This window comes from Pseudomonas weihenstephanensis, from assembly GCF_016812185.1.
In the GTDB taxonomy this organism is placed as follows: Bacteria; Pseudomonadota; Gammaproteobacteria; order Pseudomonadales; family Pseudomonadaceae; genus Aquipseudomonas; species Aquipseudomonas weihenstephanensis.
Genome location: NZ_JAAEBV010000004.1, coordinates 129,726 through 154,545, shown reverse-complemented (window position 1 = coordinate 154,545; position 24,820 = coordinate 129,726). Strand labels below are relative to the sequence as shown.

The following is a 24,820-nucleotide window of genomic DNA, read 5'->3' as shown; positions in this document are numbered from 1 at the left end:
CACCGGTCATCGACATGCAAGCAGCCAAGCCTCTATTTGACTATCCGAAGTACTGGGCCGAATGTTTCGGGCCAGCGCCATTCCTGCCGATGAGCAGGGAGGAGATGGATCAGCTTGGCTGGGATTCATGCGACATCATCATCGTCACCGGTGATGCCTATGTCGACCACCCTTCGTTTGGCATGGCCATCATTGGCCGCTTGCTGGAGTCTCAGGGCTTTCGGGTCGGCATCATTGCGCAGCCGAACTGGCAGTCCAAAGACGACTTCATGAAGCTGGGTGAGCCGAACCTGTTTTTCGGCGTCGCCGCCGGCAACATGGACTCGATGATCAACCGCTACACGGCTGACAAAAAGATCCGTTCCGATGACGCCTACACCCCCGGTGGCATGGCAGGCAAACGCCCGGATCGCGCCAGCCTGGTTTACAGCCAGCGTTGTAAAGAAGCCTACAAGCATGTGCCGATTGTATTGGGTGGCATTGAGGCTTCTCTGCGCCGCATCGCACATTACGACTACTGGCAAGACCGCGTGCGTAACTCGATCCTGATCGACGCCTGCGCCGACATCTTGTTGTACGGCAACGCCGAGCGCGCGATTGTTGAAGTGGCTCAGCGCTTGTCCTACGGCCATAAAATCGAAGACATCACCGATGTGCGCGGTACTGCGTTCATTCGTCGTGATACGCCAAAAGACTGGTACGAAGTCGACTCCACGCGTATCGACCGTCCGGGCAAGATCGACAAGATCATCAACCCGTACGTGAACACCCAGGACACTCAAGCCTGCGCCATCGAGCAAGAAAAAGGCCCGGTTGAAGACCCGAACGAAGCACAGGTTGTACAAATTCTGGCCAGCCCGCGCATGACCCGCGACAAGACGGTCATCCGTCTGCCGTCGGTTGAAAAAGTGCGTGGCGACTCTGTTCTGTATGCCCACGCCAACCGCGTGCTTCACCTCGAAACCAACCCCGGCAACGCCCGTGCGCTGGTGCAGAAGCATGGCGAAGTCGACGTGTGGTTCAACCCGCCGCCGATCCCGATGACCACCGAAGAAATGGACTACGTGTTCGGCATGCCGTACGCACGTGTCCCGCATCCTGCGTACGGCAAGGAAAAAATCCCCGCCTACGACATGATTCGCTTCTCGGTGAACATCATGCGTGGCTGCTTCGGCGGCTGCACCTTCTGCTCCATCACTGAGCACGAAGGCCGCATCATTCAGAACCGTTCTGAAGAGTCGATCATTCGCGAGATTGAAGAGATCCGCGACAAGGTGCCAGGTTTCACCGGCGTCATTTCCGACCTCGGCGGCCCGACTGCGAACATGTACCGCATCGCCTGCAAAACGCCGGAAATCGAATCCGCGTGCCGCAAGCCATCGTGCGTGTTCCCCGGCATTTGCCCGAACCTGAACACCGATCACTCGTCGCTGATTCAGCTGTATCGCAGCGCCCGTGCGTTGCCGGGTGTGAAGAAGATCCTGATCGCTTCCGGCCTGCGTTACGACCTCGCGGTCGAGTCGCCGGAATACGTCAAAGAGCTGGTGACGCACCACGTCGGTGGTTACCTCAAGATCGCCCCGGAACACACCGAGGAAGGTCCGCTCAACCAAATGATGAAGCCGGGCATTGGCAGCTATGACAAGTTCAAGCGCATGTTCGAGAAGTACACCAAGGAAGCGGGCAAAGAGCAGTACCTGATCCCGTACTTCATCGCCGCTCACCCCGGCACCAAAGACGAAGACATGATGAACCTGGCGCTGTGGCTCAAGGGCAACGGTTTCCGGGCTGACCAGGTGCAAGCGTTCTACCCCTCGCCAATGGCCACGGCCACGGCGATGTACCACTCGGGCAAGAACCCGTTGCGCAAGGTCACGTACAAGAGCGACTCGGTCACCATCGTCAAGAGCGAAGAACAGCGCCGTTTGCATAAAGCGTTCTTGCGCTACCACGATCCCAAAGGCTGGCCGATGCTGCGCGAAGCGCTGACGCGTATGGGCCGCGCCGACTTGATCGGTTCGGGCAAAGACCAGTTGATTCCGTTGCATCAACCTGCGACGGATAGCTACCAAAGTGCCCGTCGTAAAAACTCGACCCCTGCTGGCAGCCACAAAGTCGCCGGGGAAAAGACGACCAAGATCCTCACTCAGCACACCGGCCTGCCGCCGCGCGCCAGTGATGGCGGCAACCCGTGGGACAAGCGCGAGCAAGCCAAAGCGGCGGCCTTTGCGCGTAACAAGCAGGCGGCCAAAGAGCGTCATGAAGCCGCCAAGGGTGGTAAAAGCCAACGTCCGGCCCGCAAGCCCGTCGTGCCTCGCTAAACAATCGTGCAGTCGCTGCCACAGGCGGCGATCGAGCCTGAAGGGGTCGCGCCTTTGGACTTTATCGCAGCCTGCGCCATCGACTTCGGGTTGAAGTACGCCACAACGCCAGCCATCGAGCTGGCGTTGTGCTTTCTGCGCGCTGAGAAGCCTGCCACGGGTTTGTAGGCTTTATGCTGAGGCTTGGTCAGGTAATGAGTATCAAAGCGTCTGAGGGCGTTACGAGGCGGTCAGGTTAACTGCGAGGATCAACAGCTGAGCTGCTGATCCTGATCACAGATCCTGTGGGCCGGGTTGTGGATAACCGGGCCGAGGGTGTTACGCGTTGGGTGCTTTGTCTTCTTCTACAGCGCCAGTCTCTTGCGCGGCAACTTCGCCTTCTGTGGCTTGTGTCTCGACGTCCTGTTCCAGGTCTGCGGTGCCACCTTCAGCGGCAGCCTTCTTGCGCTGAAGCTTTTCTTCTTTCTTCTGCTCTTTAGCCAAGTCTCTTTGACGCTTTGCGAAGTTGTAGTTTGGTTTGGCCATGGGCGATCCTCTTGTGCTCGAAGGTGTGGTGAGCGAAGGGTATTCTGCCCTGTATTAGTGCTTAGCCGTTAGCTGGGTTTTTGCAAGGCTGTTTATCGCGTGATAAATCAGTTCCGACAGTTCGTGAAAAATCTGTAGGAAACGGCTTGTTAAGCAGGGTAATTATTCTCCAAAAATCAAAAACATGGCCTAAGGTTATAAGCCCGGAGTTCGTCTAGCAGGCTATTACACCCGATTAACGCGCTTGGTCATGACCCAGGTCATTGGAATTGAGACGATTTTCGGGCAACCTGTATACAAATTGTGGAATTTTTATACCCTGCCTTGGAGATACACCATGTTTGCCAAAGTTGTTGCGGTATCCCTTTTGACCCTGGCCAGCGGCCATTTGCTGGCGGCTGAATGCAGCGTGACGGTCGATTCGACTGATCAAATGTCGTACAACACCAAAGAAATCACCATCGACAAGTCCTGCAAAACCTTCACGGTAAACCTGACTCACTCCGGCAGCCTGCCAAAAAATGTCATGGGTCATAACTGGGTCCTGAGCACTAAAGCAGACATGCAGGGCGTCTCCACTGACGGCATGGCCGCCGGTCTGGACAAAAACTACCTGAAAGATGGCGACACGCGCATCATCGCTCACACCAAGATCATCGGTGCCGGCGAGAAAGATTCAGTGACCTTCGACGTTGCCAAGCTCAAAGCGGGTGAAGAGTACGAATTCTTCTGCACCTTCCCGGGCCACAACTCGATGATGAAAGGTGCTGTGGTTCTGAAATAAGAACGCAGACGCTTTCAAATACAGCCCTGACGCGCTTCATGCCGTCAGGGCTGTTTACGTTCAGGCTCAGGTTTTTGAGGCGGTCATCTTGAAAATCCCTTGAGCGTTGCTGCTGTCGAAATTCAGGTCCAGGCGCCCGGTGTCTGGATCCACCTTGCGTTGGATGAACTCAACAAATGAACCGGGCACTTGATGCTCGCAGTAGTGGCCGCTGGCATTGACCAGACCACGGGTCACCGGGCACGCGCGATACGCGGTTTGCATGACTCGACCTGTGGCCGAGACTTCGATGCTGTCTTTCATGGGCCGCTGCAAAGCGCGCTGTTGTGCGACGGTGGTTTCCAAATCCGCGACCCGATCAGTCAGATGGTTGAAGCGGTTGCCTTCAGTCGCAATCCACGCCATCTCCGCACTTTCATCCAGCAGGCAGCGATAGTCCGTTTCGAGCACGGCGCCATGCTGGCGGTCGAAGGCGCGGTACAACCCCGGCAACAGGGCGTGGGCCTCAGGCAGGCTGCAATGGCGGGTCAGTTGCAGGCGCTTAAGGATGCTGACGTGTTCAGCGCCCAATGGATCTCGACTGCTGCTGACTACGCGGGTCACGGCGCTTTGGAAGGTTTCACTGAACCGCCCCGGGTGTAACTCCGACACAAAAAACTGTGCGATGTCTTCGGGCAAGTCCATTTGCCGGTAGCCCCAGCCAGTCATGTTCAGTTTGGTCAGCGGGTACGTTCGCACATCGGTAAAGCCTAACGGCTCCAGCAAGCGTGCAAATGCCTGACGGCCACGGGGCAGTTCACCATTGTGCGGCCAGTCCACGGTACGCAGCGCTCCATGATCGAACACGACCTTGCGTCCACCTCGCGCCTGTTCTTCCACATAGCGATGGCCATCGGGCACGGCATTGACCAGCGTGTGCAGAAGACACAGGTTCAGCGCTTCGGCGAGCCAGACGCGGTGCAACGCCTGTTCATGCCAGCTGAAGCGCAGCAGGGCTTCAGGCACCTCGACATGCTCGCGCAGCCAGTGGGCGGCAGACGAGTCGAGCGTGGATTCGACAAGCGAAAAAAGACCATCGAAAGAAGACATGGCGGGCAGGGCTCTGGCGACGAAACAGGCGTCTATCAAAGCTGTAGACGGGGTAGGCCACAAGCGAAAAAAAACGCTGGGGTCATTCCGTTTTTTCTGGCTGGCGTGCGCAAGGTCCAAAGCCCCTCACCCTCGTTCCTTTTCGCAGAGAGTGGGGGGGAGGGCAAAGGTTGATCGCGGTCTCAAGGCGCGAACGGCATCTCACGCTTGTGATGGGTTTTTTCGTACGTGCTGCAAATGATGTTGAACGCCTCTTCGCTTACCGGTTCGCCCTGCAAAAAGGCATCAATCTCGGCATAGGTCACGCCGTGGGACGCTTCGTCGGGCTTGCCCGGTTCCAGGTCTTCGAGGTCGGCCGTCGGGACTTTCTCCACCAGCGATTCCGGTGCACCAAAATGCCGTGCAATTGCGCGTACCTGATGTTTAACCAGCCCGCTCAGCGGCGCCAAATCACACGAGCCGTCACCAAACTTGGTGAAAAACCCCATCACCGCTTCTGCCGCATGGTCAGTGCCGATCACCAGCCCGCCCGTTGCACCGGCGATGGTGTATTGCGCCACCATGCGCATCCGCGCTTTGGTGTTGCCCAACACGAAGTCCACGGTGGCCGGTGGCTTGCCTTCAAAGGAGGCTACTTCAGCTGCCAGCGCTTTGACCGCAGGCCCAATGTTTACCGTTTGGCGCTCATCGGGGTTGATGAAGTCCACCGCTGCGGTCGCGTCGATTTCGTCGTGCTGCACGCCGTAGGGCAGGCGCACCGCAATAAAGCGATAGGCCGGATCGCCGGTCTGCTCGCGCAGTTGCTTGACCGCACGTTGTGCCATCAGGCCTGCGGTCAGTGAGTCGACACCGCCGCTGATGCCCAGCACCAGCGTCTTGAGCCTGGCGTTGTGCAGGCAGCACTGAATAAAGGTAATGCGTCGTGCGACTTCAGCTTCAAGGGCCGCAATGTCTTTAAACGGCGGCTGGACCTTGAGGTCTTGTGCAATTTGGCGCTGTACGGCCTGCATGATTCACTCCTTGGGAGAATGTTCAGGAACTTGGAAAACATGGCGCAGATAGGCGGCGAAGTTGGGGTCAGAACAGTGGGTCTTGCCCGGCTCATCCGAAATTTTCGCCACCGGTGAGCCGTTGCAGCCGGTCATTTTAAGGACGATGCTCATCGGCTCAACCCCCGGAATGTCGCAGGTCAGGTTGGTGCCGATACCGAAACTGACGTTGATCCTGCCGCGCAACGTGCGGAATATTTCCAGTGAGCGGGGCAGGGTCAGGCTGTCGGAAAACACCAGCGTCTTGCTCATTGGGTCTATGCCCAGCGCGTGGTAATGCGCGATGCATTTTTCGGCCCAGACCACGGGGTCACCCGAGTCGTGGCGCAAGCCGTCAAACAGCTTGGCAAAGTAAAGATCAAAATCCTTGAGGAAGGCATCGGTGGTGATGCAGTCCGTCAGTGCAATCCCCAGCAGGCCCCGGTATTCACGCACCCAGCAATCGAGCGCCGCACTTTGACTGTCGATCAGCCGTGGCCCCAGTTGCTGATGGGCCATGATCCATTCGTGGGCCATTGTGCCCAGGGGCTTCATGTCCAGTTCGCGGGACAAGTTGACGTTGCTGGTGCCCACAAAACGACCGGGGAAGTCATGCTTGAGCACGCTGACCACTTCTTCCTGCACGCGGTACGAAAACCGGCGACGTGTACCGAAATCGGCCACTTGTAAACCGGCCAGTTCATCGGCGCTGGCATTGGCTTGCAGCCAGTCAAACTTGCGATAGAGCTGCTCACGGGCTTGCGACAGTACCGTATCGGCATAGCGCGAGCGGTTGCGCACTTCGCTGACGATCGCCAGTAATGGCACCTCAAACAGAATCACATGCAGCCACGGGCCACGCAGGCGGATAAACAGCTCGCCGTTTTCGATTCCGGTGTGGACATAGCGCAAGTTAAAGCGAAACAGGCCCAGAAAGCGTATGAAGTCAGGCTTCATAAACGTAATCCGTTCCAGAAAACCGAGTTGGTCCTGGCTCATGCTCAACTCAGCCAAACGCTCGATCTGATGCCGGATTTCGCTCAAGTAGGGCCGTAAGTCTTCGCTGTTACGGCAGCGAAACTCCCATTCAACTTCCACGTTGGGGTAGTTGTGCAGCACCGCCTGCATCATGGTCAATTTGTAGAAGTCGGTGTCGAGCAGGTTCTGCACGATGCGATCGGCAAACACACTCTCGCTCATAACGCGAATCTCCATGCTGGCCGTGCCTGATTGCCACGGCTTTCAGCTCTTTCAATGAATGACGCTAGTGGCGCATATCCGTGGGCGGTTGTGCCAGCGGTTTTTACGTTTACAGCGACTCGCCCTCGACAGTCGCAGACGGCGGGGCGTCCCTTTGCTCCATCATCCAGCTGACGAACGCCTGCACTTTGGGCACGCTCGCGGAATGCTCGGGGTAGGCCAGGTAATACGCATCGTGACTGGGCATGGCGTACGGCCAGGCGATTACCAATTTGCCATCTGCTAATTCCTCTTCGACTAAAAACCGTGGCAGCAAGGCCACCCCGCAGCCGACCTGAGCTGCACGAATGCACATATAAAAGGTGTCAAAGCGCGGGCCGTGGTAGCTGTGGTCCGTGCGGTAGCCCTGGTGTTCAAACCATTCATGCCACGCTTGTGGGCGTGAAGCGTTTTGCAGCAGTACCAAATCGGTCAATTGCGTGGGATCGGTGAACGCTGTGCCGGGCAAGCTTAAGGGCGCACACACGGCCACCAACTCTTCTTCCAGCACTTTCAGGCACTCAGTGCCGGGGCGTGAGCCTTGGCCGAAGTAAAACGCCAGATCGCTGTGCCCTTGCAACAAATCGTCTGCCTGCTGTTCGTTGCACACATCCAGATGAATCTGCGGGTGCCGTAGTCGCCAACCTTTAAGCCGTGGCACAAGCCAGCGTGCGCCGAAGGTTGAGGGGGTGGAGACGCGCAAGACTTCAGTTTCGCCGCCGTAGGAGCGCAGTGTGTGAGTCGACATTTCGACTTGGGTCAGGATTTTTCGGACTTCTACCAGATACAAATCACCGGCAGGCGTCAGTTGCAGACGGCGCCGTACCCGCCGGAACAGCAAATGCTGGAGCAACTCTTCGAGCTGTGCGACCTGTTTGCTGACCGCGCTTTGGGTCAAGTTCAACTCCTGCGCCGCGCGGGTAAAACTCAGATGGCGGGTCACGGCTTCAAAACACTGCAAGGCAGTGATCGACGGCAGGTAGCGTTTATTGAGCATGAGCAGCCTCGTATTTTTGTTGTTAGCCAACGTTACCAGCGCAGCATGAATTTTCGGAATGATATCTCGCTTAAAGGTCGTTTGTTGGCGCGCAAAGTGCCAGCTACAACTAAAGACCTGTGCCGCTGACTGCGGCAAATGTCTTCACGTTGAGGGAGTGTTCACATGGTTGGCGCATTGCTGGATCGTTTAGGGGTAAACCCTGCGTTGTATCAACAGGGCAAGCAGCCCGTACACACGCCCATTGATGGCAGCCAGATCGCCGCCGTGCACTGGGAAGGTGGGGCCGAAGTCGAGCAGCACGTGACCCGTGCCGAACATGCTTTTGAAGCGTGGCGCAAGGTGCCGGCCCCCCGTCGTGGAGAGTTGGTGCGCCAATTTGGCGACTTACTGCGTCAATACAAAGCAGACCTGGGCGAGTTGGTGTCGTGGGAGGCGGGCAAAATCACTCAGGAAGGTTTGGGTGAAGTGCAGGAAATGATCGACATCTGCGACTTCGCGGTCGGGCTGTCCCGCCAGTTGTATGGCCTGACCATCGCCTCCGAGCGCCCCGGCCATCACATGCGTGAAACCTGGCATCCGCTGGGTGTGGTCGGGGTCATCAGCGCGTTCAACTTTCCGGTCGCGGTGTGGGCATGGAACACCACGCTGGCGCTGGTGTGTGGTAACGCAGTGATCTGGAAACCTTCCGAGAAAACCCCACTCACTGCGCTGGCCTGCCAGGCGTTGTTTGATCGCGTGCTCAGCACCTTCAGCGATGCGCCCAACTACCTCAGCCAAGTGATTGTCGGTGGTCGCGACGCTGGCGAAGCCTTGGTCGATGACCCGCGTGTAGCCCTGATCAGTGCCACCGGCAGCACGCGCATGGGCCGTGAAGTGGCGCCTAAAATTGCCGCGCGCTTTGCCCGCAGCATTCTTGAGTTGGGCGGTAACAACGCCATGATCCTGGGGCCGAGTGCGGATCTGGACATGGCGGTACGCGCCATTCTGTTCAGCGCCGTGGGCACGGCGGGTCAACGCTGCACCAGTCTGCGCCGCTTGATAGCCCATGAGTCGGTGAAAGACGAGATCGTTACACGGCTCAAAGCCGCCTATTCCAACGTCCGTATCGGCCACCCGCTGGAGGGCAATTTGGTGGGGCCGCTGATTGACAAACACAGCTTTGAAAACATGCAGGATGCGCTGGAGCAGGCCCTGAGCGAAGGCGGGCGGGTGTTTGGCGGTGAGCGCCAGTTGGCCAGCCATTACCCCGACGCGTACTACGTCAGCCCGGCGATTGTTGAAATGCCCGAGCAGAGCGAGGTGATGTGCAACGAGACCTTCGCGCCCATTTTGTACGTAGTCGGTTACAGCGAATTCGCTGAGGCGCTGCGCCTCAATAACGCCGTGCCGCAGGGTTTGTCGTCGTGCATCTTTACCACCGACGTGCGTGAGGCTGAGCAGTTTATGTCGGCGACGGGCAGTGATTGCGGGATTGCCAACGTCAATATCGGGCCGAGCGGTGCCGAAATTGGCGGCGCGTTTGGTGGCGAAAAAGAAACGGGCGGCGGGCGTGAGTCGGGTTCGGATGCGTGGCGTGGCTACATGCGGCGCCAGACCAATACCGTCAACTACTCACTGGAGTTGCCGTTGGCACAGGGCATTACCTTTGACTGATGTGATGTTTGCCCTCACCCCAACCCTCTCCCGGAGGGAGAGGGAGCTGATGTGCAGTGATCTATAACCCGTGCTCGGTCAGTCACATCTGTAGAGGTTGTGGTGATCTGAGCCCGCACGCGGTCAGTCCCCTCTCCCTTTGGGAGAGGGTTAGGGTGAGGGCTTTCGACTCGGGTTAGGTTTCATTTCTGGAGCTTGGCAATGCCACTACAAGAACAATGTCTGTGGGAAACCCTCACGCCACAACGCCCCCAATCGCCCGCGTTCAAGGGCGAATTAAACGTTGATGTGTGTGTGATTGGAGCCGGAATTACCGGTTTATCCAGTGCGATCCATTTACTCGAACAAGGCAAAAGCGTCTGCGTGCTCGAAGCCCATCGCACCGGTCACGGCGGCTCGGGGCGAAATGTAGGGCTGGTGAACGCCGGGATGTGGATTGCCCCCGATGACATCGAAGCCGGATTTGGCCACGCCGTGGGCAGCCAGCTCAACCGTATGCTCGGCGCTGCGCCTGCCTTGGTGTTCAGCCTGATTGATAAATACAACATTGATTGCCAGTTGCGCCGCGAAGGCACCTTGCACATGGCGCATAACGCCAAGGGTGAAGCGGACTTGCGCAGCCGTGAGCAACAATGGAAACGTCGCGGTGCGCCCGTGGAACTCCTGACCGGCGCCGCCTGCGAAGCGGCTACCGGCACTGCAAAAATTGCGGCAGCCTTGCTGGATCGACGTGCCGGTACGCTCAACCCTATGGCTTACACGTCCGGCTTGGCCAAGGCCGCCAGTGATTTGGGCGCGCGCCTGTTCGATCACTCGCCCGTTACCGGGCTAGAGCGCCAGGGGCAGCGCTGGTCAGTGCGCACGGCCCTGGGCGCGGTCAGTGCTGAGCAGGTGGTGCTGGCGTCCAATGCCTATACCGAAGGCGAATGGACTGACTTGCGGCGGCATTTTTTCCCCGGTTATTACTATCAGGTGGCGTCCAAACCCCTGACGGACGAGGCCGCGCAACGCATCTTGCCCGGCGGTCAAGGCTCCTGGGACACGCGACAGGTACTGAGCAGCATCCGCAGGGATGCCGAGGGCCGCTTGCTGCTCGGCAGCCTGGGCAATGGCAACCAAAAACCGGCGTGGTTCCTCAAAGCCTGGGCCGACCGGGTGCAACAGCACTACTTCCCGTACTTGAAAGGCGTGGAGTGGGAATGCACCTGGACCGGCCGCATTGCGTTTACCCCCGACCACTTGATGCGTTTATTTGAGCCTGCGCCCGGTTTAGTCGCGGTCACCGGTTACAACGGCCGGGGTGTGACCACTGGCAGCGTAGTGGGCAAGGCGTTTGCCGATTATCTGTGCCATGGCGACGCCAAGGCCCTGCCGATCCCTTTTTCTGCCATGCAACCGCTCTCGGGCACGGGTTTGCGCAGTTGTTTATATGAGGCCGGCTTTTCGCTGTACCACGCGGGGCAGTGTTTAAGAATCGTCATATAACCCGGCGTTTACCTGCGCAGCGACTAGCCTCACATGGTGCGGGCTGTAGCAATCACGCACCGGGAGTGTGCAGTTAGGTGACGCAGGTGGTTACAGGTTGCCTGCGCACCCCAGGGCAATCCGGTTGTGCTACACGGGTGCGCAGGTAGCACCCGGCAACCATGAACAGTTTCACCTTCCTCGGTTTAGACGGTTGCACGCCCAATAAAAATGGGCCCGAAACAGTCGATAAAACAATAAGACAACGGCTTTTTTAAGAATAAAAAACCAATGGCACGCGCCTTGCTCAGCGCTTTACGTGAAGTCGAAGTGCCTACTAAAAACCTCAGGAGCATCACCTCATGTCGCAGACGTTCTATAAGAAAGGTTTTCTGGCCCTCGCAGTGGCGACTGCGTTGGGTGTTTCTACGTTTGTTCAGGCTGATTTAAAAATTGGTGTGGCGGGTCCGATGACCGGCGCCAATGCGGCATTTGGTGAGCAGTACATGAAGGGCGCGCAGGCGGCAGCCGATACGATCAACGCCGCAGGGGGTATCAACGGCGAAAAAATCATGTTGGTCAAAGGCGACGATGCTTGTGAACCTAAACAGGCGGTAGCGGTGGCCAACCGTTTGGTCGATCAGGACAAGGTTGCGGCAGTTGTGGGGCACTTCTGTTCTTCGTCCACGATTCCGGCTTCTGAGGTGTATGCCGATGCGGGTGTGATCGCAATCACGCCGGGTTCCACCAACCCGGCAGTCACCGAGCGCGGCCTGAGCGCCATGTTCCGTATGTGCGGGCGCGACGATCAGCAAGGCATCGTGGCGGCGGACTACATTGTCGACGTGCTCAAAGGCAAAAAAGTGGTGGTGCTGCATGACAAGGACACCTACGGCCAAGGCCTGGCCGATGCCACCAAAGCCCAACTGATCAAGCGCGGCGTCGAGCCGGTGCTGTACGAAGGCCTGACCCGTGGCGAAAAAGATTTCAGTGCCGTGGTGACCAAGATCCGTTCAACCGGCGCCGATGTTGTGTATTTCGGCGGGCTGCACCCGGAAGCCGGCCCTCTGGTGCGCCAATTGCGTGAGCAGGGTCTTAAAGACGTGAAGTTCATGTCCGATGATGGCGTGGTCACTGATGAGCTGGTCACCACCGCAGGTGGCCCGCAATACGTTGAAGGTGTGTACATGACCTTTGGTGCTGACCCACGCCTGCTGCCTGACAGCAAAGCGGTGGTGGACCAGTTCCGCAAAGCTGGCACCGAGCCTGAAGGCTACACCTTGTATGCCTACGCCTCGATTCAAGCCTTGGCTCAAGCGTTCAACGGCGCTAAATCCAACAAAGGCGAAGACGCTGCCAAATGGCTCAAAGCCAACCCGGTGAACACCGTGATGGGCGAAAAAGCCTGGGACAGCAAAGGCGACCTCAAAGTCTCTGACTACGTGGTGTATCAGTGGGACAAAGACGGCAAGTATCACCAGCTGGAAAAACAGAAGTGAGATGACCCCACCCCTGAACGGCGCTTGGGCGACCGTTCAGGCGGGTGACATCTGCCTCCCTGTCTTCTTTTCCAGGAGCCACGCAAACCCTGCCAAACAAGCTGTCCTCGGACGGCGTGGGAGGCGTGTGTCTGCGTGATGGCTCCAGTGCGTGAGATTGCGTTATGGACGGTATATTCCTACAGCAACTGCTGAACGGCCTGACCCTCGGGTCTGTCTACGGCCTGATCGCCATCGGCTACACAATGGTCTACGGCATCATCGGCATGATCAACTTCGCTCACGGCGAGGTGTACATGATTTCTGCTTACCTGGCGGCAATCAGTCTGGCTCTGTTGGCCTATTTCGGTATTGAGTCCTTTCCGCTCCTGATGCTCGGCACGTTGATTTTCACCGTGGTGGTCACTGGCGTGTATGGCTGGGTGATCGAGCGCGTGGCCTACAAGCCCCTGCGAAACTCCACGCGACTGGCACCGCTGATCAGCGCCATCGGTATTTCCCTGATCCTGCAAAACTACGTACAAATCGCTCAGGGTTCGCGCCAACAAGGCGTGCCTACGTTGCTCAGCGGTGCGTGGCGAGTCGATATCGGCTCAGGCTTCGTGCAACTCACGTACACCAAAGTCTTCATTCTGATCGCGGCTTTCATCGGCATGGGCCTGCTCACTTACATCATCAAGTACACCAAACTGGGCCGCATGTGCCGCGCCACTCAACAAGACCGCAAAATGGCCTCCATTCTGGGCATCAACACGGATCGGGTGATTTCTTACGTGTTTGTGATCGGCGCCGCAATGGCCGCCCTGGCCGGTGTGCTGATCACCATGAACTACGGCACTTTTGACTTTTATGCAGGCTTCATCATTGGCATCAAGGCGTTCACGGCGGCGGTGCTCGGCGGGATTGGATCGCTGCCCGGCGCCATGCTCGGGGGCATCATTCTGGGGATTTCCGAGTCGCTGTTCGCAGGGCTGGTTAACTCGGACTACAAAGACGTGTTCAGTTTCTCGCTGCTGGTGCTGATCCTGATCTTCCGTCCTCAAGGCCTGTTGGGTCGTCCTCTCGTGGCGAAGGTGTGAGTATGTCTGCGGCCATTAATAAACCGATTGATATCAAAAAAAGCCTTGTCGACTCGATCCTTGCCGGGTTGATCTCATTGATTGTGTTCGGGCCCATCGTGGGCGTGGTGCTCGACGGTTACAGTTTCAACTTGCAACCGGCGCGGGTGGGCTGGCTGGTGGCGATTGTGATGGCAGGGCGCTTTGCCCTGAGCCTGTTTTTGCAAACGCCCAAGGGCCTCAAAGTGCTTCAGGGCTTTGAGTCCACGGGGTCTGGCGTGCACGTGTTGCCCCCGGATTACAAAACGCGACTGCGCTGGATCGTGCCGCTGCTGATCGTGATCGCCATCGTGTTCCCTTTCTTTGCCAATAAATACCTGCTGACCGTGGTGATTCTGGGCCTGATCTACGTACTTCTCGGCCTGGGCCTGAATATCGTGGTGGGGCTGGCGGGCCTGCTCGACCTCGGCTATGTGGCGTTCTATGCCATCGGGGCTTATGGGCTGGCGCTCGGCTATCAATACTTGGGGCTGGGGTTCTGGACGGTGCTGCCACTGGCAGCGATTGCGGCAGCGATGGCGGGGTGCATTCTGGGGTTTCCGGTGCTGCGCATGCACGGCGATTACCTGGCCATCGTGACGCTGGGGTTTGGTGAAATCATCCGTCTGGTGCTCAACAACTGGCTGTCGTTTACCGGTGGGCCAAACGGCATGCCCGTCCCGTCGCCGACGTTTTTCGGTCTGGAGTTCGGGCGCCGGGCCAAAGATGGCGGGGTGCCTTTCCACGAGTTCTTCGGTCTGGACTACAACCCCAATATCAAATTCTTGTTCATTTATATCGTGCTGTTTCTGGTGGTGCTGCTGGTGCTGTATATCAAGCATCGCTTGACCCGCATGCCAATCGGTCGCGCGTGGGAAGCCCTGCGTGAGGACGAAATCGCCTGCCGTGCGATGGGCCTTAACCATGTGCTGGTCAAACTCTCGGCCTTCACGTTGGGTGCCTCCACCGCTGGGCTGGCCGGTGTGTTTTTCGCCAGTTACCAGGGGTTTGTGAACCCCTCCTCGTTCACCTTTTTTGAGTCGGCGCTGATTTTGGCGATTGTGGTGCTCGGCGGCATGGGCTCGACCGTGGGCGTGGTGATTGCCGCGTTCGTGTTGACCGTGGCGCCGGAACTGCTGCGCAGCTTTGCTGAATACCGCGTGCTGCTGTTTGGCGTGCTGATGGTGTTGATGATGATTTGGCGGCCACGCGGCCTGATCCGTATCAGCCGGGTGGGGGTTACACCACGCAAGGGAGTTGCGCCATGAACGAGGCTTCTATGGACAAAGACATCGTGCTCTCGGTGGACAAACTGATGATGCATTTCGGCGGCATCAAGGCCCTGAGTGATGTCAGCCTCAAGGTCAGACGCAATTCGATCTTCGCCCTGATCGGGCCTAACGGGGCAGGCAAAACCACGGTTTTCAACTGCCTGACCGGTTTTTACAAAGCCAGCGGCGGCAAAATCGAACTCAGTGCCCGCGGCACCCGCACCAACGTGATCCAGCTGTTGGGCGAACCGTTTCGCGTGACCGACTTCATTTCGCCCAAAGCCTTCGCCAGCCGTTTGTATTACAAAATGTTCGGCGGCACTCATTTGGTGAATCGCGCAGGGCTGGCGCGTACGTTTCAGAACATTCGTCTGTTCAAGGAAATGTCCGTGCTGGAAAACCTCTTAGTGGCTCAGCACATGTGGGTCAACCGCAACATGCTGGCGGGCATCCTGAACACCCAGGGCTATCGCAAGGCCGAAAGCGATGCCCTCGACCATGCGTTTTACTGGCTCGAAGTAGTGGACCTGGTGGACTGCGCCAACCGTTTGGCCGGGGAGCTGTCTTACGGGCAGCAGCGGCGCCTGGAGATTGCCCGGGCCATGTGTACGCGCCCGCAAATCATCTGCCTCGACGAACCGGCCGCCGGGCTCAACCCGCAAGAAACCGAAGCGCTGAGCGGCATGATTCGTCTGTTACGCGACGAGCACGACCTGACGGTGGTGCTGATTGAGCACGACATGGGCATGGTCATGAGCATTTCCGATCACATCGTGGTGCTCGACCACGGCAACGTGATCGCCGAGGGTGGCCCGCAGGCCATTCGCAATGACCCGAAAGTGATCGCGGCTTACCTCGGTGCGGACGAAGAGGAACTGATATGAGCCACCCGATCCTCGAACTCAAAGCGCTGGATGTCCATTACGGGCCGATTCAGGCGCTGAAAAAGGTTTCGATGCACATTGATGAGGGCGAAACCGTGAGCCTTATCGGCTCCAATGGCGCGGGAAAGTCCACCTTGCTGATGTCGATTTTTGGTCAGCCTCGTGCCAGCGGTGGCCAGATTATTTACCAGGGTGTCGACATTACCCAAAAGTCATCGCATTACATTGCCTCCAATGGCATTGCCCAATCGCCGGAAGGGCGGCGGGTGTTCCCGGACATGAGCGTTGAGGAAAACCTGCTGATGGGCACCATCCCCATTGGCGACAAGCACGCGGACGAAGACATGCAACGCATGTTCGAACTGTTCCCGCGCCTCAAGGAGCGGCGAAACCAGCGGGCCATGACCATGTCGGGTGGCGAGCAGCAGATGCTCGCCATAGCCCGGGCGCTGATGAGCCGACCCAAGCTGCTGCTACTGGACGAGCCGAGCTTGGGGTTGGCACCGATTGTGGTGAAACAGATTTTTGCCACTTTGCGTGAACTGGCGAAAACCGGCATGACCATTTTTTTGGTCGAGCAGAACGCCAACCATGCACTGCGCCTGTCTGACCGGGCCTACGTGATGGTCAATGGCGAAATCCGCCTAACCGGCACCGGTAAAGAGTTGCTCAGCAATGAAGAGGTGCGTAACGCGTATCTGGGCGGGCATTAAGCGTTAACGGGCGTCTCGAATATCCCATCGCCTTGTAGGCGCGAGCGTACTCGCGATGGGTTTGTCGAGGTTTGCCTGTCAGAGCCGTACCGAGTGCTTTCGCGAACAGGCGTGCTTCCACAACAAAATGGAGACGCCCTCAAATTGTGGAAAACAAAATTGCGGGGCTGCGAAAGCGCGACATAAAGACGCTGTAAACCCCTGTTTTGTCATCATTTTGACTTGTCCCCGTTTGCTGTGGAGGTGGCTGTGGGTAACGTGGGAGTAGTTGGCTGTAGCCCTTTGTTTATAAGGCGTGTAGAGGTGTGATTGTTTTTTGATCAGCTGCTTTTGGTTAGCCGCACGGTCGATTTGTCAACAGCTTTGTTGATAAAAATTAGGCGCTGAAAATGCGGCGTCAGCCTGTGGATAAGTCTGTGGTTAAACTCTGGAAAGAACGCCCTGAGTGCCGTAAAGACTGGCCTCTGGCTATCCCCTTGGTTGCCTGGCGCCGCACCTTTTTGGGGCGGCTGCATGCGGCTTGTGTTCCGGTCAAGTAAAAAACGCTTAAAAATTGGCTGAAAGCCTTGTATGCCGTGGCTTTGCGTTTTTCGACTTGCCCCCAAAGACTGTGGACGGGCCTGTGGATAAGGTGAGTGCATATGGCGCTATCCCTTATGCAGCAAGGCTTTGACGTCGCTGGTTGTTTTTTGCACAGCTCAACGCGGTGAGCACTATTCGGGTTGCCGCTCAACCGCAGTCGGGGCATTCTGCTCGGCGTCCCATTTCAACGGCGGACACTGCCCGCCAGCCAAGGAGAACACGATGACTTCCACCCTGTTTATTACCGGCGCGACTTCTGGATTTGGTGAGGCGTGTGCCCGCAAGTTTGCACAAGCAGGCTGGAAACTGGTGCTGACCGGCCGCCGTAAAGAACGCTTGGATGCGCTGTGCGAAGAGTTGTCCAAACACACTGAAGTACATGGCCTGGTGGTGGACGTACGTGATCGTGCGGCGATGGAGCAGGCGATTGCCAACTTGCCGCCTGCATTCAGCAAGCTGCGTGGGCTTATCAACAACGCAGGTTTGGCCGTAGGGACCGACCCGGCCCCGCAATGCAAACTCGACGATTGGGAAACCATGGTCGATACCAATATCAAGGGCCTGCTATACAGCACTAATCTGCTGTTGCCGCGTCTTATTGCCTACGGTCGTGGAGCCGGGATCGTCAACCTAGGCTCCATTGCCGGTAACTACCCGTACCCCGGCAGCCATGTGTATGGCGGCACCAAAGCGTTTGTGAAGCAATTTTCCCTGAACCTGCGCTGCGACTTGCAAGGCACCGGTGTGCGCGTCAGCAACATTGAGCCGGGGTTGTGCGAGAGCGAATTCTCGATGGTGCGTTTCGGTGGCGATCAGGCGCGTTACGACGCCACCTACCAAGGGGCTGAGCCGATTCAGCCGCAGGACATCGCCGAGACCATTTTCTGGGTGCTCAACACCCCGGCGCACATCAACATTAATCGCCTTGAACTGATGCCCGTTACGCAGTCCTGGAGCGGTTTTGCCATCCAAAGGCACGCCAAGGAGTAAACTCGCGCCTGGCAGCCCGTCCGCGACCCCTGAGAGGGGTCGCACTCAATAGGGCTGAAAGGAGTTTTTGTGAGTAACCGTGGTGAGCAGAAACTGCTCAAACAATCGACTGTTCTGATGTTCGCGGTGGCCATTGCCGGCATCGTGACGGGTTTTATGTCAGGTTCCCAATCCATCCTGTTTGATGGATTCTTCTCGTTGATCGCGACCTTTATCAAAGTGTTGATGCTGATTACAGCGCAACTTATTGCCAAAGAAAGTAACCAGCGCTTCCAGTTCGGCTTCTGGCACCTTGAGCCAATGGTGTTGTTGATTGAAGGCAGCTTCCTGTTATTGATTGCGATCTACGCCTTTTTGAATGGCGTTTTCGGCATCATCAATGGCGGACGCGATATCGAATTGGGGTTGGTCATCGTCTATGCGGCGGTGTTTACCGTGATCGAATTCGCCTACTACTTCTGGGTACGGCGCAAAAACCGCAAATTGAAATCGACACTGATCCAGTTCGACAACATCAGTTGGCTGGTAGACGCGATGTTGTCGGTGGGGCTGTTGATAAGTTTTGTCACGGCATTGGCCTTAAAACATCAGGGTTATGCACAGTGGGCGGCTTACGTAGACCCGGCGATTTTGATTGTGCTGGCCCTGAGCATGCTGGCGCCTGCATTCAAGATCCTCAAACCGGCGTTGCGCGATGTGCTGGGCATTGCCCCGGACGCATTGGACGACAAAGTGCGTGATGCACTGGAAATCGCTTCAGCGCGCCATGGTTTTGAAGGCTATAAAACCTATGTGCAGAAACATGGACGGGCGCGGTTTATCGAGATCCACATCGTGTTGCCTGCGGGTTACCCGCTGACCAGCGTGAAAACCCTCGATGCCCTGCGCGAAGAAATCTCCCAATTGCTGGGCAAGGCGGACAGCGCACGCTGGCTGACCATCAGCTTCACCGGCGATCGCAAATGGATTGCATAAAGCGCGTGGGTTCACTTTGTAGCCGTTGAGGCGTCGCGCGAGGCTACGTCCGGGCGCGGAGCGCTCGCTAAACCCGCCACCGCGCAGCATCCGGTATACCGCTGTCAGCCGGTTTACGCTTGCTTCGCAATCGGACGTCGCCTGCGGCAACGGCGACGTTCGGGCTATTGCGTTAGCAGCCCTTGACGTTCGATGAACGCAACAATCGTGTCCAGGCCATGCCCGGTTTTCTGGTTGCTGAACACAAACGGCTTGTCGCCGCGCATGCGGCGCGTGTCGCTGTCCATCAGTTCCAGGGAGGCGCCCACCAGCGGTGCCAGGTCGATCTTGTTGATCACCAGCAAGTCTGATTTGCAAATCCCCGGCCCGCCTTTGCGCGGTAACTTGTCGCCCGCTGACACGTCGATCACGTAGATCGTCAGGTCAGACAATTCAGGGCTGAAAGTCGCCGATAAGTTATCCCCACCCGATTCCACCAAAATCACGTCCAGCCCCGGGAAGCGGCGGTTCAATTGGTCCACTGCTTCAAGGTTGATCGACGCATCTTCGCGGATCGCGGTGTGCGGGCAGCCGCCGGTTTCTACGCCGATAATGCGCTCCGGGGCCAACGCCTCGTTGCGCACCAAAAAGTCAGCGTCTTCGCGGGTGTAAATGTCGTTGGTGACCACGGCCAGGTTATAGCGTTCGCGCAACGCCAGGCACAGCGCGAGGGTGAGTGCGGTTTTACCGGAGCCTACCGGGCCACCGATGCCGACACGCAGGGGGTGTGCGTTCATTCAAATCTCCTAGGAACGAAACAGGCGGCTGTACTGGCGCTCGTGGGCCATGCTCGCTAATGACAGGCCAAAAGCGGCACTGCCCATGTGGGATAAATCGAGGTTGCTGGCGTGCCGTTGCGCCAGCTGCAAGCTGGGGGACAACTCGCTGGTCATGCGTTGTGCGGCTTGTTGGCCCAACGGCAGGGTTTTCATCAGCACAGCCAATTGATTTTCCAGCCAGCTCCAGAGCCAGGCGGCCAGTGCATCTTGCGGGCTAATGCCCCACGCGCGGGCAGCCAAGGCCCAGCCCAATGCCAGATGCGGCTCGTGCTGTTGCACAAGGAAGTGGCGCGCTGGCTCGTCCAGTTCAGGTAAACCGGTGAGCAGTTGCTGCAAGGAATACCCCATCTGCCGGCTTTCCTGATGCAGCTCGCGGGTCTCACGACTGGCGCGGTGTTGGTCGCAAAACTGTTGCAGGGTGCCCCAGTCTTCTTGCGCGGCGGCCAGGCAATGGGCAAGCAATAACGGCGCTTCGAAGCGTGCCAGATTGAGCAGTAGCTGATCGTTAATCCAGCGTGCAGCGCTGACCGGGTCGTGCACACGGCCTTGCTCAACCGCCATTTCCAACCCTTGTGAATAGCTGTAGCCGCCGATTGGCAGCTGTGGGCTGGCCAGACGCAATAGCGCCCAGGCCGGACTCACAAGCGCACGCCAAACTGGTGGATTTTGGGCGCGTAGTTGAAGTCTTCTTCGCCCGCCCGTGAATGATGATGCCCGCCGCCGTAGGCGCCGTGTTCGGGTTGAAACGGCGCTTCAATGGCGTCGGTGTGGGCGCCCAACTGTTCAAGCATCGCCCTGAGCACGTAGTCATCGAGCAGGCGCAGCCAGCCGTCACCCACTTGCAACGCCACATGGCGGTTGCCCAGGTGATAGGCGGCGCGGGTCAGCTCAAAGGTATTGCTGCAGGTGACGTGCAGCAACTGCTCAGGGCGAGCACAGACGCGCACGATGCGTCCGTCCTGAGCCTGGAGGCATTCGCCGTCATGCAGGGGCGGCTGACCGCGCTCAAGAAACAAACCAACATCTTCGCCCTCACTGCTGAAACAGCGCAGGCGACTTTTGCTTCGGGCTTCGAAGTTGAGGTGCAACTCAGCGCTCCACACGGGGTGGGCGTCGACTCTTCGGTGAATGACCAGCATCGGAAGGCTTCCTGCGATTAACGATATACGTGCTTAGAGCAAGGGGCTTGCCAACCTTGCCGTGGGCTGCACTTTTCGTGGAATCGTAAGCTCAAAAAGAGGGCAGGAAGATGAAACTTGATCCAAAGGGGGGCGCAATGAAGGCAGTTGCGCGCTATTAAGGTGCGTCAGGGTTTATTCCGTGCTGCCCAAACCCTGCCAGCGCTTGAGGCCGATGAAGATGAACCGCAGCTGCTGGCTGATTTTGGCCTGGGGTTGCAGGTATTCGGGCAAGGGTTCGGCAGGCGGGTCGATGACGTCAGGCAGGGCGGCAAACACACTTTTAACCACCAGGTCGGCGATGACCGTCAGCGCTGCCGCGTTGAGGTGTTGTAACTTGGGTTTGGAACCCAGGTCGGCTGCCAAGTCCGAGGTGATGTCTTCGCGCAGGGCCGCAATTGCCTGCCGTACGGGCTGCGAGCCGCCATATTGCTCACGCGCCAAAAATAGAAACTGCGAGCGGTTGGCCTGCACCACATCGAGAAAAATGCGCACCGAGGCATTGATCACACCGCCCATGAACAACTCGTTATGGCGCACCAAACGGATGGTTTCACGAAAGGTCTGACCGACTTCACTGACCAATGCCAAGCCCAATTGGTCCATGTCGCTGAAATGGCGATAAAACCCGGTGGGCACGATGCCTGCGGTTTTTGCGACTTCTCGCAGGCTCAGGCTGCCAAAGCCGCGACCCGATTCCATCAAGTGGCGGGCGGCGTCCATCAGCGCAAGGCGGGTTTGTTGCTTCTGTTCAGCGCGGGGGAGCATCGGGGCTGGTCTTCCTGACTAGGGCAGCGGCGCACTCTAGCAAATCAGCTTTGATGACGTCGAACGGTGTAGCGATCAATGTGCGGGTCAGACCTAACGAGGCCGCTTAGCTGGCACGTTGATTCCTTTCAGCCAAACGCTCAGCGCCGCCTTCGGCCAGGCGATTTTGCTGTTGTTTCTGGGTGCGGTCATAGCCATCTTCAGCCACGCGGTTTTGTTGATCCAGCGTGCGTTGCGCACCGTCTTCGGCGACAGGGTCAAGCGGCTGGTTCAAGGTGCTGGGTGCGGGCTGAATTTGCGGTGCAGGCTGCTCAGCGGCGGGCAGAGCAAAGGCGTTAAAGGCAAGCAGTGAGAGGGACAAACCAAACAGGGCTGGGCGTTTCATGATGCAGGTGCTCCGTAGCAGGGCAATAAGTGGGGTACGCCGGCAATGCTACGCTTGGATTTTCGATAACCAAGTTCATAAGGCCAATGGTGATAATCGACAAAATTGATTGTTCAACAAAAGGCCTCTAGCCCGCAGGTTTAGGAGCAGGTAAAACACGACTCGGGGCTTTTTTAGGGCAAAGCGGTACGCCGGTTAAACCTTGGGCCGTGTTTGTCGGTCGTACTTTTATACGCGTCGCAATCTGGACGTTCAGACGTAATAAGGAGCCGTGTCATGACGCGCACCCGTAAAACGCTTGCCTGGGCAGGCGGGATTTTTGTCTTGTTGCTGGCCGTGCTGGTGGTGTTGATCGCCACCTTCGACTGGAACCGCCTCAAGCCCACGATCAACACCCAGGTGTCCGAGATGCTCCATCGCCCTTTTGCCATCAATGGCAACCTGGCGGTGCAGTGGCAACGTGAGCCCGATGAAGGTGGCTGGCGCGCATGGGTGCCGTGGCCGCACGTTATCGCGCAAGACCTGACCCTGGGTAACCCGCCGTGGGCCAAAACGCCGCAAATGGTCAGCCTTAAAAGGGTCCAAGCGCGCTTGTCGCCGCTGGCGCTGTTGACCCAAACCGTGGTCATCCCGCGTATCGAGTTGACCGAGCCCAGTGCCGAGCTGGTGCGTTTGGCTGACGGTCGCGCCAACTGGACGTTCACCTTCGACCCTAAAGACCCGAACGCAGAACCGTCCAACTGGACGGTGGATATCGGCGCCATCAAGTTCGATAAAGGCCATGTCACGCTTAATGACCAAACGTTGAAGACCCAACTGGATGTGTTGATTGATCCGTTGGGCAAGCCGATTCCGTTCAGTGAAATCGTCGGTGAGAAAGAAGCTAAAAAGACTCAGGAAAAAGGCGCTACCCCGCAGGACTATGCCTTCGCCTTGAAGGTTAAAGGTCAGTATCACGGTCAGAAGCTCAACGGCACCGGCAAGATCGGTGGCCTGCTGGCGTTGCAAGACGCGAACAAGCCGTTCCCGCTGCAAGCCCAAGTCAGCATTGCCGATACCAACGTTGCCTTGGCAGGCACCCTGACCGACCCACTGAATCTGGGTGCCCTGGACCTGCGTCTGAAACTGGCGGGCAGCAGTTTGAGCAACCTGTATCCATTAACTGGCGTGACCTTGCCGGACTCGCCGCCGTACTCGACCGATGGCCATTTGATTGCCAAGTTGCATGAGCCGGGGGGGGCGGTGTTCATCTATGAAAACTTCAACGGCAAGATTGGCAGCAGCGATATTCACGGCGACTTGAAATATGCCGCCAGCCAGCCGCGTCCCAAGCTGTCGGGCAAGTTGGTGTCCAACCAGCTGTTGATGGCCGACCTGGGGCCGCTGATCGGGGCTGACAGCAATACTGAGCAAAAGGCCCGTGGCGGTGCGAGTAAACAACCTGCGGGCAAGGTGTTGCCTGTTGAAGCGTTCCGCACTGAGCGCTGGCGCGACATGGACGCCGATGTTGAGTTCACCGGCAAGCGCATTGTGCAAAGCGCCGAGTTGCCGTTCACCGACCTCTACACGCATCTGGTGCTCAATAACGGTGTGTTGAGCCTTGAACCGCTGCGCTTCGGTGTGGCGGGCGGCAAGCTGGACGCGCAAATCCGTCTCAATGGCCGTGATACGCCGCTTGAAGGCCGCGCCAAGTTGACTGCGCGCAACTTCAAACTCAAGCAACTGTTCCCAACGTTTGAACCGATGAAAACCAGTTTTGGTGAGCTTAACGGCGATGCTGAGCTGTCGGGTCGTGGCAACTCGGTAGCCGCGTTGCTGGGCACCGCGAATGGCGGTTTGAAAATGATCGTCAACGATGGCGCAATCAGCCGTAGCCTGATGGAAATTGCCGGGTTGAATGTGGGCAACTATGTCGTGGGCAAGATCTTTGGTGACGAAGACGTGAAGATCAACTGCGCGGCGGCGGATTTTGGCATCAAAGACGGTTTGGCCACGTCCCAGTTGTTCGTGTTTGATACCGAGAACGCGATCATTTACATCGATGGCACGGCCAACTTCGCGACCGAACAGCTCGATTTGAAAATCACCCCGGAGTCCAAGGGTTTGCGTTTGTTCTCGCTGCGTTCGCCCTTGTACGTGCGTGGCACCTTTGGCAACCCGTCGGCGGGTGTGCAGGCAGTGCCGTTACTGCTGCGCGGCGCGGGGATGGTGGCGCTGGGGGTGATTGCGGGGCCGGCGGCCGGGCTGCTGGCGCTGGTGGCACCGAGCGGCGATGAGCCGAACCAATGCGCACCGCTGTTGCAACAAATGCAGCAGGGTAAAGTGCCGAAGACGGTGAAATAAGGGCTTTCCCTCACCCTAACCCTCTCCCGGAGGGAGAGGGGACTAAAAGCACATCTACGTCACACCGTCTATCAGCTCCCTCTCCCGGAGGGAGAGGGGACTAAAAGCAAATCTACGGCACACCGTCTATCAGCTCCCTCTCCCTGCGGGAGAGGGTTGGGGTGAGGGCGTTGTTCAACACTGGCACAAAAAAGCCCGCTCTCATGACATGAGG

At 57.8% G+C, this 24,820-nt stretch carries 22 protein-coding genes; 12 read left to right on the top strand and 10 right to left on the bottom strand.

What is annotated here, in order from left to right; genetic code table 11:
- Window positions 1-14 precede the first annotated feature (14 nt).
- Window positions 15-2,321, top strand: coding sequence for a YgiQ family radical SAM protein (locus tag GYN01_RS14325; protein WP_048400489.1), 2,307 nt, complete (start codon window positions 15-17; stop codon window positions 2,319-2,321).
- A 318-nt stretch (window positions 2,322-2,639) separates the two neighbouring features.
- Here GYN01_RS14325 and GYN01_RS14320 read toward each other — a convergent pair whose 3' ends face one another.
- On the bottom strand, window positions 2,640-2,846 hold the full coding sequence (locus GYN01_RS14320; RefSeq protein WP_048364430.1) for a hypothetical protein: 207 nt from the start codon (window positions 2,844-2,846) through the stop codon (window positions 2,640-2,642).
- Between the two features lie 337 nt (window positions 2,847-3,183).
- On the opposite strand from GYN01_RS14320, the gene azu reads away from it, so the two are divergent.
- Window positions 3,184-3,630 carry an azurin gene (gene azu, locus GYN01_RS14315; RefSeq protein WP_048364429.1) on the top strand — a complete coding sequence of 149 codons (447 nt, stop codon included), beginning with the start codon at window positions 3,184-3,186 and terminating at the stop codon, window positions 3,628-3,630.
- A 66-nt stretch (window positions 3,631-3,696) separates the two neighbouring features.
- Here the strand turns inward: azu and GYN01_RS14310 are convergent, their stop codons facing one another.
- The 4 genes from GYN01_RS14310 to GYN01_RS14295 all read right to left on the bottom strand — a co-directional run bounded on the left by GYN01_RS14310 (window position 3,697) and on the right by GYN01_RS14295 (window position 7,983).
- On the bottom strand, window positions 3,697-4,719 hold the full coding sequence (locus GYN01_RS14310) for a DUF1338 domain-containing protein (protein WP_048400487.1): 1,023 nt from the start codon (window positions 4,717-4,719) through the stop codon (window positions 3,697-3,699).
- A gap of 182 nt (window positions 4,720-4,901) precedes the next feature.
- Window positions 4,902-5,729, bottom strand: coding sequence for an ammonia-dependent NAD(+) synthetase (gene nadE, locus GYN01_RS14305; RefSeq protein ID WP_048400485.1), 828 nt, complete (start codon window positions 5,727-5,729; stop codon window positions 4,902-4,904).
- Window positions 5,730-5,732: 3 nt separating this feature from the next.
- On the bottom strand, window positions 5,733-6,947 hold the full coding sequence (pncB, locus tag GYN01_RS14300; RefSeq protein ID WP_048364426.1) for a nicotinate phosphoribosyltransferase: 1,215 nt from the start codon (window positions 6,945-6,947) through the stop codon (window positions 5,733-5,735).
- A 109-nt stretch (window positions 6,948-7,056) separates the two neighbouring features.
- Window positions 7,057-7,983: a LysR family transcriptional regulator gene (locus GYN01_RS14295; RefSeq protein WP_048364425.1), complete on the bottom strand. Its 927-nt coding sequence runs from the start codon at window positions 7,981-7,983 to the stop codon at window positions 7,057-7,059.
- Between the two features lie 165 nt (window positions 7,984-8,148).
- On the opposite strand from GYN01_RS14295, the gene amaB reads away from it, so the two are divergent.
- From amaB to GYN01_RS14250, 9 genes are all read left to right on the top strand, one after another.
- Window positions 8,149-9,639 carry an L-piperidine-6-carboxylate dehydrogenase gene (gene amaB / locus GYN01_RS14290; protein WP_048364424.1) on the top strand — a complete coding sequence of 497 codons (1,491 nt, stop codon included), beginning with the start codon at window positions 8,149-8,151 and terminating at the stop codon, window positions 9,637-9,639.
- Window positions 9,640-9,840: 201 nt separating this feature from the next.
- The gene (gene amaA / locus GYN01_RS14285) at window positions 9,841-11,124 is read left to right on the top strand and encodes an L-pipecolate oxidase (protein ID WP_048400483.1); all 1,284 of its coding nucleotides are present in this window, start codon (window positions 9,841-9,843) and stop codon (window positions 11,122-11,124) included.
- Between the two features lie 341 nt (window positions 11,125-11,465).
- Entirely contained in the window at window positions 11,466-12,602 is a 1,137-nt protein-coding gene (locus GYN01_RS14280) for a branched-chain amino acid ABC transporter substrate-binding protein (protein ID WP_048364422.1), read from the top strand.
- 164 nt (window positions 12,603-12,766) lie between these two features.
- A complete protein-coding gene (locus GYN01_RS14275; protein ID WP_048364421.1) occupies window positions 12,767-13,681 on the top strand; it encodes an ABC transporter permease subunit in 915 nt (304 codons plus the stop codon).
- Between the two features lie 2 nt (window positions 13,682-13,683).
- Window positions 13,684-14,967, top strand: coding sequence for a high-affinity branched-chain amino acid ABC transporter permease LivM (gene livM, locus GYN01_RS14270; RefSeq protein ID WP_048364420.1), 1,284 nt, complete (start codon window positions 13,684-13,686; stop codon window positions 14,965-14,967).
- An 11-nt stretch (window positions 14,968-14,978) separates the two neighbouring features.
- Window positions 14,979-15,854, top strand: a complete 876-nt coding sequence (locus GYN01_RS14265; protein WP_048364419.1) for an ABC transporter ATP-binding protein — start codon at window positions 14,979-14,981, stop codon at window positions 15,852-15,854.
- A complete protein-coding gene (locus tag GYN01_RS14260; RefSeq protein WP_048364418.1) occupies window positions 15,851-16,567 on the top strand; it encodes an ABC transporter ATP-binding protein in 717 nt (238 codons plus the stop codon). The genes GYN01_RS14265 and GYN01_RS14260 overlap by 4 nt, the downstream gene beginning before the upstream one ends.
- Window positions 16,568-17,371: 804 nt before the next feature.
- On the top strand, window positions 17,372-18,139 hold the full coding sequence (locus tag GYN01_RS14255; protein ID WP_203307343.1) for an SDR family oxidoreductase: 768 nt from the start codon (window positions 17,372-17,374) through the stop codon (window positions 18,137-18,139).
- A gap of 69 nt (window positions 18,140-18,208) precedes the next feature.
- Entirely contained in the window at window positions 18,209-19,114 is a 906-nt protein-coding gene (locus GYN01_RS14250) for a cation diffusion facilitator family transporter (protein ID WP_048364416.1), read from the top strand.
- Between the two features lie 164 nt (window positions 19,115-19,278).
- Here GYN01_RS14250 and ureG read toward each other — a convergent pair whose 3' ends face one another.
- The 5 genes from ureG to GYN01_RS14225 all read right to left on the bottom strand — a co-directional run bounded on the left by ureG (window position 19,279) and on the right by GYN01_RS14225 (window position 22,263).
- Window positions 19,279-19,890, bottom strand: coding sequence for an urease accessory protein UreG (ureG, locus tag GYN01_RS14245; protein ID WP_048364415.1), 612 nt, complete (start codon window positions 19,888-19,890; stop codon window positions 19,279-19,281).
- A gap of 9 nt (window positions 19,891-19,899) precedes the next feature.
- Entirely contained in the window at window positions 19,900-20,574 is a 675-nt protein-coding gene (locus GYN01_RS14240; RefSeq protein ID WP_048400477.1) for an urease accessory protein UreF, read from the bottom strand.
- Entirely contained in the window at window positions 20,571-21,071 is a 501-nt protein-coding gene (gene ureE / locus GYN01_RS14235; RefSeq protein WP_048364413.1) for an urease accessory protein UreE, read from the bottom strand. The genes GYN01_RS14240 and ureE overlap by 4 nt, the downstream gene beginning before the upstream one ends.
- 174 nt (window positions 21,072-21,245) lie before the next feature.
- Complete coding sequence (locus GYN01_RS14230; RefSeq protein ID WP_048364412.1) at window positions 21,246-21,878, bottom strand: TetR family transcriptional regulator; 633 nt, start codon at window positions 21,876-21,878, stop codon at window positions 21,246-21,248.
- 106 nt (window positions 21,879-21,984) lie between these two features.
- On the bottom strand, window positions 21,985-22,263 hold the full coding sequence (locus tag GYN01_RS14225) for a hypothetical protein (protein ID WP_048400475.1): 279 nt from the start codon (window positions 22,261-22,263) through the stop codon (window positions 21,985-21,987).
- Between the two features lie 276 nt (window positions 22,264-22,539).
- Between GYN01_RS14225 and GYN01_RS14220 the strand changes: the two genes are divergently transcribed.
- Window positions 22,540-24,606 (top strand): AsmA family protein, encoded by a 2,067-nt coding sequence (locus tag GYN01_RS14220; RefSeq protein ID WP_203307342.1) that lies wholly within the window; start codon window positions 22,540-22,542, stop codon window positions 24,604-24,606.
- The last annotated feature ends 214 nt before the right edge of the window (window positions 24,607-24,820 follow it).

Coding starts and splice junctions, on each gene's coding strand:
- GYN01_RS14325 (WP_048400489.1), top strand. CDS start 15: ATGCAAGCAGCCAAGCCTCTATTTGACTATCCGAAGTACTGGGCCGAA.
- GYN01_RS14320 (WP_048364430.1), bottom strand. CDS start 2,846: ATGGCCAAACCAAACTACAACTTCGCAAAGCGTCAAAGAGACTTGGCT.
- azu (WP_048364429.1), top strand. CDS start 3,184: ATGTTTGCCAAAGTTGTTGCGGTATCCCTTTTGACCCTGGCCAGCGGC.
- GYN01_RS14310 (WP_048400487.1), bottom strand. CDS start 4,719: ATGTCTTCTTTCGATGGTCTTTTTTCGCTTGTCGAATCCACGCTCGAC.
- nadE (WP_048400485.1), bottom strand. CDS start 5,729: ATGCAGGCCGTACAGCGCCAAATTGCACAAGACCTCAAGGTCCAGCCG.
- pncB (WP_048364426.1), bottom strand. CDS start 6,947: ATGAGCGAGAGTGTGTTTGCCGATCGCATCGTGCAGAACCTGCTCGAC.
- GYN01_RS14295 (WP_048364425.1), bottom strand. CDS start 7,983: ATGCTCAATAAACGCTACCTGCCGTCGATCACTGCCTTGCAGTGTTTT.
- amaB (WP_048364424.1), top strand. CDS start 8,149: ATGGTTGGCGCATTGCTGGATCGTTTAGGGGTAAACCCTGCGTTGTAT.
- amaA (WP_048400483.1), top strand. CDS start 9,841: ATGCCACTACAAGAACAATGTCTGTGGGAAACCCTCACGCCACAACGC.
- GYN01_RS14280 (WP_048364422.1), top strand. CDS start 11,466: ATGTCGCAGACGTTCTATAAGAAAGGTTTTCTGGCCCTCGCAGTGGCG.
- GYN01_RS14275 (WP_048364421.1), top strand. CDS start 12,767: ATGGACGGTATATTCCTACAGCAACTGCTGAACGGCCTGACCCTCGGG.
- livM (WP_048364420.1), top strand. CDS start 13,684: ATGTCTGCGGCCATTAATAAACCGATTGATATCAAAAAAAGCCTTGTC.
- GYN01_RS14265 (WP_048364419.1), top strand. CDS start 14,979: ATGGACAAAGACATCGTGCTCTCGGTGGACAAACTGATGATGCATTTC.
- GYN01_RS14260 (WP_048364418.1), top strand. CDS start 15,851: ATGAGCCACCCGATCCTCGAACTCAAAGCGCTGGATGTCCATTACGGG.
- GYN01_RS14255 (WP_203307343.1), top strand. CDS start 17,372: ATGACTTCCACCCTGTTTATTACCGGCGCGACTTCTGGATTTGGTGAG.
- ureG (WP_048364415.1), bottom strand. CDS start 19,890: ATGAACGCACACCCCCTGCGTGTCGGCATCGGTGGCCCGGTAGGCTCC.
- ureE (WP_048364413.1), bottom strand. CDS start 21,071: ATGCTGGTCATTCACCGAAGAGTCGACGCCCACCCCGTGTGGAGCGCT.
- GYN01_RS14230 (WP_048364412.1), bottom strand. CDS start 21,878: ATGCTCCCCCGCGCTGAACAGAAGCAACAAACCCGCCTTGCGCTGATG.
- GYN01_RS14225 (WP_048400475.1), bottom strand. CDS start 22,263: ATGAAACGCCCAGCCCTGTTTGGTTTGTCCCTCTCACTGCTTGCCTTT.
- GYN01_RS14220 (WP_203307342.1), top strand. CDS start 22,540: ATGACGCGCACCCGTAAAACGCTTGCCTGGGCAGGCGGGATTTTTGTC.